Origin of the sequence: Pseudomonas sp. CM27, from assembly GCF_013179515.1 — a bacterium.
Classification (GTDB): Bacteria; Pseudomonadota; Gammaproteobacteria; order Pseudomonadales; family Pseudomonadaceae; genus Aquipseudomonas.
In genome coordinates, this window is record NZ_JABMCN010000216.1 from 1 (window position 1) to 10,496 (window position 10,496).

The 10,496-nt window shown below is 65.8% G+C and carries 8 protein-coding genes; 1 reads left to right on the plus strand and 7 read right to left on the minus strand.

Annotated features, from left to right (window positions below):
• From HP547_RS22550 to HP547_RS22560, 3 genes are all read right to left on the minus strand, one after another.
• A partial coding sequence (locus HP547_RS22550) for an MBL fold metallo-hydrolase (protein ID WP_172287470.1) occupies positions 1–580 on the minus strand: 580 nt, incomplete at its 3' end.
• Complete coding sequence (locus HP547_RS22555; protein WP_172231748.1) at positions 573–2,420, minus strand: long-chain-acyl-CoA synthetase; 1,848 nt, start codon at positions 2,418–2,420, stop codon at positions 573–575. The genes HP547_RS22550 and HP547_RS22555, both read right to left, overlap by 8 nt.
• Positions 2,417–3,499: an alkene reductase gene (locus HP547_RS22560; RefSeq protein WP_172287471.1), complete on the minus strand. Its 1,083-nt coding sequence runs from the start codon at positions 3,497–3,499 to the stop codon at positions 2,417–2,419. Before HP547_RS22560 ends, HP547_RS22555 begins: the two co-directional genes overlap by 4 nt.
• Before the next feature lie 265 nt (positions 3,500–3,764).
• Between HP547_RS22560 and HP547_RS22565 the strand changes: the two genes are divergently transcribed.
• On the plus strand, positions 3,765–5,090 hold the full coding sequence (locus tag HP547_RS22565) for an MFS transporter (protein WP_172287472.1): 1,326 nt from the start codon (positions 3,765–3,767) through the stop codon (positions 5,088–5,090).
• Positions 5,091–5,302: 212 nt separating this feature from the next.
• Here the strand turns inward: HP547_RS22565 and HP547_RS22570 are convergent, their stop codons facing one another.
• The 4 genes from HP547_RS22570 to HP547_RS22585 form a co-directional block, all read right to left on the minus strand.
• A complete protein-coding gene (locus HP547_RS22570; protein ID WP_172287473.1) occupies positions 5,303–6,682 on the minus strand; it encodes a DUF1329 domain-containing protein in 1,380 nt (459 codons plus the stop codon).
• 88 nt (positions 6,683–6,770) lie between these two features.
• A complete protein-coding gene (locus HP547_RS22575) occupies positions 6,771–8,459 on the minus strand; it encodes a class I adenylate-forming enzyme family protein (RefSeq protein ID WP_172287474.1) in 1,689 nt (562 codons plus the stop codon).
• Positions 8,460–8,479: 20 nt separating this feature from the next.
• Positions 8,480–9,634, minus strand: a complete 1,155-nt coding sequence (locus HP547_RS22580; RefSeq protein WP_172287475.1) for an acyl-CoA dehydrogenase family protein — start codon at positions 9,632–9,634, stop codon at positions 8,480–8,482.
• Positions 9,631–10,496: acyl-CoA dehydrogenase family protein (locus tag HP547_RS22585; RefSeq protein WP_172287476.1), on the minus strand; the 866-nt coding region annotated here is incomplete at its 5' end. The genes HP547_RS22580 and HP547_RS22585, both read right to left, overlap by 4 nt.

The window sequence follows — 10,496 nt, forward strand, 5'->3', positions numbered from 1 at the left end:
CCACCACGCGCCACTGGCGGCTGCCGATGCGCAGCCGATCACCCTCACGCAGGCGCCGGTAGCTGTTGAAATGCAGCGGCCGGAAATGGCCGTTCTGCACCAGCCGATAAAGCTCGCCGATCTGCTCGTCGCCAAAACCGGCCTTGGCATAGAAATTTACGAAGTCCCAGCCCGGCGCCTGCTCGCCTGGCACGGCGACATACAGCGAGCGGTATTCCGCAGCAGTCATGTACACCGGGCAGCGAAACCGCTCGGCCAGCCAGCCGGCGACGCCGGCATGGTCGGTGTGGTAGTGGGTGCAGATCACCGCCAGCAGCGGTTGGCCGGCGAACACCTGCTCGAACACCCGGGCCCAGACCTCTTGGGTTTGCGCTGTGTTCATGCCGGTGTCCACCACCACCCAGCCGTGGTCATGGCGCAACAGGTAGAGGTTGATGTGGTCAAGGCGAAACGGCAGCGGCATGCGCAGCCACCACACCCCCGCCGCTACCTCGCCCGCTTGACCGCTCGCTGGCGGCTGCGGCCAGGGGTAGCGCAGGCCGCCACGCAGCTCATGGCCGTTGTCGTCGAGCTCAGCCATGCTGGCCACCGACGAAGGCTGGCAAGCCCAGCTGCGCAAGCAACGCGGGCGAATACGGCTGGTAGGTCTGGCTGCGCTCGTCGCGAATGAACAGCGGGTCGGTACAGGCATCCGGGCAGTAACCCTGGCGCTGCAGGTCGACCTTGCGCAGCTTGAAGGTGCTGGTCAGGTCTGCCGCGGCAGTAACCCGCACAAACACCGGCGCGGCGTAACGTGGCAGCCTGGTGTCGGTCAGGCGGTAGAAGGCCTGCGGGTCGAAAGCCTGGCCGGCCTGCATCAGCACTGCGGCCATGCCGGCGCGGCCCTCGTGCTGCGGCACCTGCACGCCATAGACGTTGATCAGCTCCAGGCCCGGCAGGTCGCCCAGGGCTTCGGCCACCTCCTGGGTGGAGACGTTTTCGCTCTTCCAGCGGAAGGTGTCGCCGATCCGGTCGACAAAATAGCAATAGCCGTCGGCGTCCTGGCGCAGCAGGTCACCGGAGCTCCACCAGGCATCGCCCTCGCGCAGCACATTGCGGCGGATCTTGCTCTCGGTGGCGGCGGCACAGGTGTAGCCCTCGAAGCGGCCACCACCGATGTCCGGGTGGTCGACGATGAACCCCATGGCCTCGCCCACCTCGCCCACTTCGCACAGCTGGTAGAAGCCGTGTTCATCGCGCGGGTGGCAGTCGTTCTCGACGTCGAAGCGCACCAGGCGCAGGTTGGTACGGCTCCAGTCCGGGACCCGGCCGCACGAGCCGAGGTAGTTGTCTACATTGATCAGGTTGGTGTTGGCTTCAGTCGCCCCCCACCCTTCGAACACCTGGATCGGCCCGAACCGCTCCACCCAGCGCTGCCAGGTTTCGCCCGCCAAGCCGGCACCGAGCATGCAACGCAGGCTGTGCTCACGCTCCCCGGCCTGCGGCGGCCGGTTGAGCAGATAGCGGCAGATTTCGCCGATGTACTGGAACACGCTGATGCGATGGCGAGCAACGTCGCTCCAGAATTCGCGCACGCTGAACTTGCGCCGCACGACAATGCTGGCCCCGGCGCGCAGTGCGGTGGACGTCACCGACGTGGCGGCGGCGCCGTGGTACAGCGGCAGGCAGCAATAGAACACATCGTCGACGCCGGCCTCCAGGGTCACCTGCATCACATCGCCCGACGACAGCCAGCGCATATGGCTGTAGCGCGCGGCCTTGGGCAGGCCAGTGGTGCCCGAGGTGAAGATCAGCAGCGTCGGCGCCTGGGCTTCGATACCGGCGCGCAGTGCTGCGGGCAACGGGGTACGCGGCGCACTGGCAAGCCCGGTGGCGAAGGTGCGGTCGACCCCTTCGGGCAGTTCACCGGGCCATGGGGTTTCGGCATCGGTCACCATCCACAATGGCAGCGCGGGCAACCCGTCGGTGGCCTGCAGGTTGCCCAGGCATTCTTCGCCCACCACCAGCGCCTTGGCCGCGGTCGTCTGCAGGGCATGCAGCAAGGGTTTGCCGGCCACTTGGGTGTTGATGAACGCCACCACCACGCCAAGCTTGACCAGGCCGAACCAGCAGGTGAAGAACGCCGGGCGGTTTTCCATCATGATTGCGCACACGTCACCAGCCTGCAGGCCGGCAGCACGTGCGCGGTGGGCCATCTGGTTGGCCTGGCTGTCGACTTCGGCGTAGCTCAGCACCTGGTCGCCCGCGATCAGGAATGGCCGCTCGCCGTGGCGGATGGCCTGGGCCTCCAGGCGGTCGGCGAGGGTGTACAGGTCACGCGGCTTGATTTGCGCACTGGCCTCGGCGCGCAGGTCGAGCAGCGCCTGGGTGTGCTCGCGGCTGACAGGCGCCAGGCTGCTCAGGCTGTGCGGCAGGTTCATTGCGTCACCTCCAGGTGCTGCTGCCAGGTTGGGTAATCGCTGTAGCCGCGGGCACCGGGGGTATACAGGGTCTTGCGGTCGAAGCCGGCCAGCGGCCTGTCGTGGCGCAGGCGTTCGACCAGGTCAGGGTTGCCGATGAAGAGGCGGCCGAACGACACCGCCGTGCCCTCGCCCGCTGCCAGCGCCGTGCGGGCGGAAGCTGCGTCGAAGCCGTCGTTGAGGATCAGCCCCTGGGGGCCATGCGCGCGCGCCAGGGCAAAGGCATCCAGCCCGGGCACGGGCGAGCGCATGATGTGCAGGTAGGCCAGCCCCAGTGGTGCCACCGCCTGGCACAGGGCCGTAGCGGTGTGTTCAGGTTCGCGGTCGTCGATGTCGTTGTAAGGGTTGCCGGGGCACAGCCGCAGGCCGACCCGGCCGGCGCCGATGGCCGCGGCCATGGCTTCGAGCACTTCCTTGGCAAAGCGCACCCGTTGCTGCACCGGCCCGCCATACGCATCGGTACGCAGGTTGCTGCCCGAAGCCATGAACTGCATCGGCAGGTAGCCACTGGTGCAGTGCAGCTCGACCCCGTCGAACCCCGCTTCGCGGGCACTCAGCGCCGCCTGGCGGAAGTCGCCGATGACCTCGGCGATAGCCGCCAGCGACAACGCCTGGGGCACATCGGCATCGACCATCCCTGCGCTATCGCTGAACAGCTGGACACGCGCCGGCAGCGATGATGGGGCTACGGTTGGCGCACCCTGGGGTTTGTTGTAATGGCTGGCAGCGCGCCCCACGTGCATCAATTGCAGCACGATGCGCCCGCCTTGTTCGTGCACGGCGCGGGTAACCTGTTGCCAGGCGCTGATCTGCTCGCGGTTGTAGATCGCCGGGGTGCGGCAATAACCAAGGCCGCTGGCAGAAGGCGCGGTGCCTTCGGCAACGATCAGTCCGGCACTGGCGCGCTGGCGGTAGTACTCGACCATATCGCTGCCCGGCACTGCGCGAGCATCGGCGCGACTGCGGGTCATCGGGGCCATCACGATGCGGTTGGCCAGTTGCAGTTCGCCCAGGCGCACAGGCTCGAACAAGATGTCCATTTCAGCTCCTTTACGTATTCTTGTTTCCGGCTTGCCGGCAACGCAATTCACCGGATATGGGCTGAATGATTCACCGTGGGCGGGTGCGAAACATCGTCCGTCGAGACTATTTTCGGTGCGACGCCCGAGGCCGTTTTCTGCGCCGCGCCTGCGGCCGTCGGCAAGCCTGGTGACAGGTGCCTGAACTGGTCTGAACAGACGATGAAAACCATGCGCAATGCGCCGAGGATCGTGCGCACCCAAAACAAGAAGCGGAGCCTGAACAGTGAACCCATCCCCCCCTGTGACCTGGCGTACCCACTACGCCCTGCTGGTGCTGGCCGGCATCTACGTCTTCAACTACATCGACCGCCAGCTGATGGCGATCCTGATCGAGCCGGTGAAGCAGGAGTTCGGCATTTCCGATACTGGCATCGGCTTGCTATCGGGTGTGACCTTTGCAGTGTTCTACACGGTGTTCGGCCTGCCGCTGGGGCGCCTGTCAGACCGCATCGGGCGCAAACCGGTGATTGCCTTCAGCTGCATGGCCTGGAGCCTGATGACCATGCTCTGCGGCATGGCCGGCAGCTTTTTCACCCTGGTCCTGGCGCGGATCGGGGTTGCCATCGGCGAGGCCGGCGGCACTGCGCCTTCGGTGGCGATGGTGTCCGACCTGTACCCGGCGCACCGCCGCTCCACTGCCTTGGCGGTGCTGATGCTCGGTTCCAGCCTGGGCGCGATTGTCGGCCTGGGCCTGGGCGGCTGGATTGCCCAGCAGCATGGCTGGCGCTACGCGTTCCTGTTGATTGGCGCACCCGGCATTTTGCTGGGCTTGCTGCTGTTGCTGACGGTTCGCGCACCGGCCCCGGTGCGTACGCGGCAAGCAGCGAATGAGCCGGGCGAAGGATGGTTGCGTACCCTGACCGAGCTGCTGCGCATGCCTTCGTTCTTGTGGTTGATACTGACTGGCGGTGCAGCGGCCATAGCCGGCTATGCCATTGGTACCTGGAGCCCCAGCTTCCTGATTCGCTCTCATGGCCTGAACATGCAGCAGGCGGGCTTTCTGGTAGGTGTGGTGGGCGGCACGGGCTCGACCATTGGCACCCTGGTCTGCGGCATGCTCACCGACCGCCTGGCCCGGCGTGACGTGGGTTGGCAGATTGGCGTGCCGTTGCTGGGCACGCTGTTGAGCATCCCGTTTGCGCTGGCCTACTTCCTGTGGCCACAAGGGGTGGCGTTTCATATTGGCGACACGCCGGTACCGCAGGCGTTTCTGTTCTACAGCGCGTTCGGTTTCTTTGGCGTGTGGTGGGCAACGCCGTGCCTGGGCGCCATCACGCATTTGTTCCCGGCCCACCGCCTGGCCCAGGCCACGGCGATCTTCGTCATGGCCATGACCTTGCTCGGGGTAGGCCTTGGGCCGTTGCTGATCGGCATGCTCAGCGATGTGTTCCTGCCCAGCCTGCAGGGTGAGTCGCTGCGCTATGCGCTGGCGGCTTCGGTGGTGTTGCTGGTGCTGGCGGCGGGGTTTCTGGCGATGGCGTTGCCGCGGTATCGGGCGCAGATCAAGGGGGTGGCGGCGGGCAAGGTTGTTGGCGCGGTGGCGGTGTAGGGGCGCTGGTGCTTGGCACTGCATTTTGAGCGCCTGTGAAATCGAGCGCCGCCCGCGCGGCGCTCGATTTGTGCCCCGGCGAAAATGCCATGCCAGGCACCTGGTAGCCCTCCCCCAACGCCCCGACAAACCTTTCACCTCACAAACAAAAAGGCCTGCCAGGGTTGATCCCTGCCAGGCCTCGTTCACTTCAAGGGGGAACTATCAGTCCATCAACGCCCGATAGCCCGCGCTGCATCCGCCGTATACATGTCCGGGGTGAACTTGCTCTCGTTCAGAATCGGCCCCTTCTTCGCTTCGTTGGTCATGCCGTAACCGGTGTACTGCCCCGAGTTCAGGTCCATGAAGAACTGCGAGCCGGCCTGCCAACCGCTCATGTCCGGGTGGTAGTAATAGTTGACCATCGCATGCTTCCACAACTGCCCACGGGCATCGTAGTTATCGGCCATCACCGCGTTCCAGGTGTCCTCGTCGATGAACAGCACGCGCTTGCCGTAGACATGCCGGTAGCCCTCCTTCAGGTCCGCCTCCACCACCCAGACCCGGCGCAACTCATAGCGCATGAACGCCGGGTTGGGGTGGTTGGGCGTCAGCAGCTCGGCATACTTGACGTTGCCGGCGTTGGCCTTGAAGGCATTGGCCGGGGTGTAGATTTCGCGCTTGCCCAGCAGCTTCCAGGTGTAGCGTTCCGGTGCGCCGTTGAACAGACGGTCCTCGTCCACCGTCATGGTGCCGTTGGTGCCGATCATCGGTTGGTCGTAACCGTACCCCGGCATCTGCCGCACGCGGCGGGTCGACGGGCTGTAGGACCAGGCCTGGCGCGACGAAGTGACGAAGTTGTACGGCTCGTGGGCAATGCTGATCACGCCGTTGTCACGCGCGGGCTTCAGGGTGGTGTTGTAGCTCATCGCCTGGACCATGTCCGAGGTTTTCGGCTCCACCGTTGGCGAGTTGGCCTGGGACAGGTTGCGCGCATGCGCGCGACCCCAGCCGATGCTGCCGTTGGGCAACACCGATGCCAGGTCGGAGATCTTCTCCTCGGTGTAGGCACGTGCCGGCAACTGGTGGTTCCACAACACCTCCATGCCGTTTTTCGGGATCGGGAACGGTACCTGGCCCAGCCCCTCGACACCCAGGCCGTCGTTCACCAGCTTGGCATTCACGGCGTTGCTCATCACCCGGCGACACACGTAGTCGGGGTAACGGAAGTCGCGATGGCCGGGGTAGATGTTCATCTTGTAGGTGGCGGGGTACTTCTTCAGCAGCGCCTTCTGCCCTTCGCTGAGGTGATCGGCATACTGGTCCATGTTCTGCGCGGTAATCACCAGTATCGGTTTTTCGTCGGCATACGGGTCCACGGGCTGGTCGCCCGAGAACTTCACGTGGTTCCAGCCCGGCACCTCGCCCAGGTACTTGCCGGTGTAGGGCGGGATGGTGCCGGCGGCGTTCCCCGCCTGCTCGGCGCCGACGCAGGTAAGGTCCTTGCCGAGCCTGGCGGCTTCGTCTGCCGGCACGGCGGCGTCGGCGCTGGCCAGCAGCCCGCTGTTGACTGTAATGACGGCGGCGAGCATCACACCTTTTGTTGTTTTCATGTATTGCCTCCTTCGCTGATAAGGCTTCTGGTATGACTTCATTGTTCGTGTTCCAGGGCGATCGGCATCGTCCGGAGAGACTAAAAAGTCACTCGACGCACAGGCGTGCCTTGAGTTCGGCCTTCAGCACCTTGCCGGTGGCATTGCGCGGCAGCGGCTGATGCAGGCGAAACACCTGGGCGGGTACCTTGTAGGGTGCCAGGCGTGCAGCGATGTAGCCGCGCACCTGTTCATCCGACGGCAGCGTGGCCGGGCTGCCCTGGATTGCCAGCGCCAGCACCTCGCCCATTGCCGGATCGTCGAGGGCAAATGCCGCCGCCTCATCCACGCCCGCCATGTCGCTGATGCAGCTCTCGACTTCAACTGCCGAGATCTTCTCGCCACCCCGGTTGATCAGGTCCTTGACCCGACCGCTGATGTACAGGAAGCCCTGGTCGTCCAGGTAGCCGAGGTCACCGGTGTCCAGCCACCCTGCGCGCACGCTGTCGGCCGTGGCGGCCGGCAGGTTCCAGTAGCCCTCCATCAGCGTCGGCGAGCGCAGCCAGATCACGCCTGAAGTGCCTGGCGGCAAAGGTTGCAGCGGGTCATCACCGATGCGGACCTCGACAATCGGTAACGGCCAACCGGCCGTGGCCGGGCGGTACTCGAAAGGGTCACCACCGATGGCTGCGCCAATACCGTTGCTCTCGGTCAGGCCGTAACCGCTGCCGCCGATCACCTCGGGCTTGCGGGCGAGCATTTCGGCCAGCAGCCCGGCAGACGACGCACCGCCGCCAAGGCCCAGGCCGAACAGGCTGGCCGTATCGTCACTGCCGTAGCGTTCAGACGCGAGCAACTGCTGCATCATCACCGGCGCGCCGTTGAACTGGGTGCAGCGCTCATCGCGGATCAGGTCCAGCGCCTGCTCCGGGTCCCACTTGTACATCAGCAGCAACCGCCGGCCAGGGCGGAACGCCGACAGGAACTGGGCGTGCAGCCCACTGACGTGGAACAGCGGGACCGCCATCAACGAGGTGGGCGCGTAGCCACTGGCAAGCATGCCGCCGACCCGTTGGGGCGAGCTCATGGCACAGAAGGCGCCCTGGAACTCCAGTGCCGCCAGGGCCTGGCATACCGCCCGGTGACTGGACAGCACGCCTTTGGCACGGCTGGTGGTACCCGAGGTGTAGAGGATCAGCGCCGGGGCCTCGGGTGGAATTTCTGGCACCGCAAGCACCCGCGGCTCGGCCGCCAGCAGGGCTTCGTAGCGCAGGCAGCCTTCAGGCAATGCAGGCTCGGAGCTGTGCCCGACCACGATGCAGGTATGCCCACCCCGCGTCAGGTCTTCACGCAACATCGCCAGGCGCACTTCATCGCAAAACAGCAGTTGTGCGCCGCTGTCCTCGACACCATGCAGCAGCTCGTCGCGCAGCCCCCAGCTATTCAGTGGCACGCACACCGCCCCACAACGCTGGATAGCGGCGAAGGCCACCAGCCAGGCAGGCTGGTTGCGCATGGCAATCACCACCCGCTCGCCGGGGCGTACCCCCAATGGCCCGGCCAGTTGCCCGGCAAGGCGGTCGACCGCGTCGAAAAAATCATTGAAGGTCAGCCGTTGCTGCTGCCAGATGATGAATTCCTTGTCGCCATGCACGCGGCCGGCGTCGATTACCTGCATCAGGTTGCGCGCAGCGTGACGGAAATACCGCGGGCTGCCATCGGCCGGGCTCACCACTTCAAACGGCGCACCCGGCGCTATCAGCTGCTGCCAGGCCTGTCGCCACAGTTGTATGCTCATCAGGGTTCTCCCACGAGGTTTCAGGCGCAGGCCTGGTCAAGGTCGGCATAGCGCTCGCAGTGGAAGTCCCGGTCGCCAAGGCAAGCTTGCGCCACCCGCACGCGCTTCAGGTACAGGCCGACGTCCAGCTCGTCGGTGACGCCAATGCCGCCGTGCATCTGCACCGCTTCGTTGGCCACCTTCAGCGCGGTATCGCCGGCTTTCCACTTGGCCAGGCTGACCAGGCGACCACGCCGGGCAGCGTCGAGCTCGCCATCATCCAGCGCCGCCAGGCCGGCCATTACCGCACTGCGGGCCAACGCCAGGTCCACATACAACTGCGCGGCGCGGTGCTGCAGGGCCTGGAACGAGCCGATCGGGACATCGAACTGCACCCGTGTCTTGAGGTACTCGAGGGTGGTCTGGAACAACTGCTGCGCCGCGCCCAACAGTTCTGCCGCCAGGCATGCCCGGCCACGGTCCAGCGCGGCGTCCAGCGCCACCCAGCCCTCACCAGGGCAACCCAGCAAGGCGTCGCGGCCAAGCCGCACCTGGTCCAGGCGCAAGCGCCCGCTGTTGCGTGAGTCGATCAACGCCAGCGGGCTGCAGGCCACCCCTGGTGTATCGGCGGGCACCAGGAACAGGCTGATGCCCTGCGCCTCGCCCGGCTGGCCAGCCGTGCGCGCCGCTACCACATAAGCATCGGCACCGACACCATCGACCACCCAGAACTTTTCACCCTGCAGGCAGAAGCCGTCGCCATCGGCAACCGCTGCCAGGGCGATATCACGTGGCTGATGGCGGGCACGTTCATCCACCGCCAGCGCCACGCGTCGCTCACCGCTGATCAACGCCGGCAACCAGTCGCCTTGCTGTGTCGGCGAGCCCGCCAGGTGCAGCAGCGAGCCGCCCAGCACCACGCTGGACAGCAACGGCGTCGCTGCCAGGTTGTGGCCGATGGCCTCGAACACCGGGCCCAGGCCCATGCAGCCGAAGTCCAGCCCGCCCTGCGCCTCGGGAAACGGTATCGCGCTCCAGCCCAACGCCACGGCATCGCGCCACACTTGCGGGTCAAAACCGCTGGCCGCGCCCTGATCGCGCAGCCGACGCTGGGCCGCCACCGGGCTGCGGGCGGCAAGAAAATCCCTGGCGCTGTCGGCCAGCAGGCGCTGCTCCTCGCTGTAACGAAGGTTCATGCTTGCACTCCTTTCTTGCCGTCAGGCAGGCCAAGCACACGCTTGGCAATGACATTGAGCTGCACTTCCGAAGCACCGCCCGAGATGGTCAGCGCGTAACTGTTCAACCAGGCGCGGGTCACCGCCAGTTCGCGCTCGCTGAAGCCCTCGTGCTGCCAGCCCAGAGCGTGGCCGCCCATGGCGTCGAGCAGCACTTCGAACTTGTCGCGCTCCTGCTCGGTGTGCACCAGTTTCATGATTGCCATCAGCCCGCTGATATCGTCGCCACAGCGGCCCTCCTCGGCCATGCGCTGCACGGTCAGGTTATAGGCGTGCTCGTCCATGGCGCAGGCCACGGCGCGCGCCTGCAAGGCGCATTCGCCCTGGCTGCGCGGCTGCGGCAGGTAGTCGCGCAACAGGGCCAGCAGGTCAAAGTGCGAAGGCAGGCTGAATTCGCCGAACTTCGACATCGCCTTGCGCTCGTGCTGCAGCAGGTACTTGCCCAGGTTCCAGCCACCGTTCAGCGGCCCCACCAGATTGCTTTTCGGCACCTTGACCGAGTCGAAGAACACTTGGCAGAACGCCGACTTGCCGCTGATCAGGTCGATCGGCACGGCCTTCACCCCCGGGCTGCGCATGTCCAGCACGATCAGGCTGATGCCTTCATGCTTGGGCGCCTGGTGGTCGGTGCGCACCAGGGCGTACATCCAGTCGGACTTGTCGCCGTACGAGGTCCAGATCTTGCTGCCGTCGACCACGAAATGGTCACCGGCGTCGCGCGCCGCCATCTTCAGGCTGGCCAGGTCAGAGCCGGCATTGGGCTCGGAGAAGCCCTGGCACCAGCGCACTTCGCCCCGCGCCATGGGCGGCAGCAAGGTGCGCT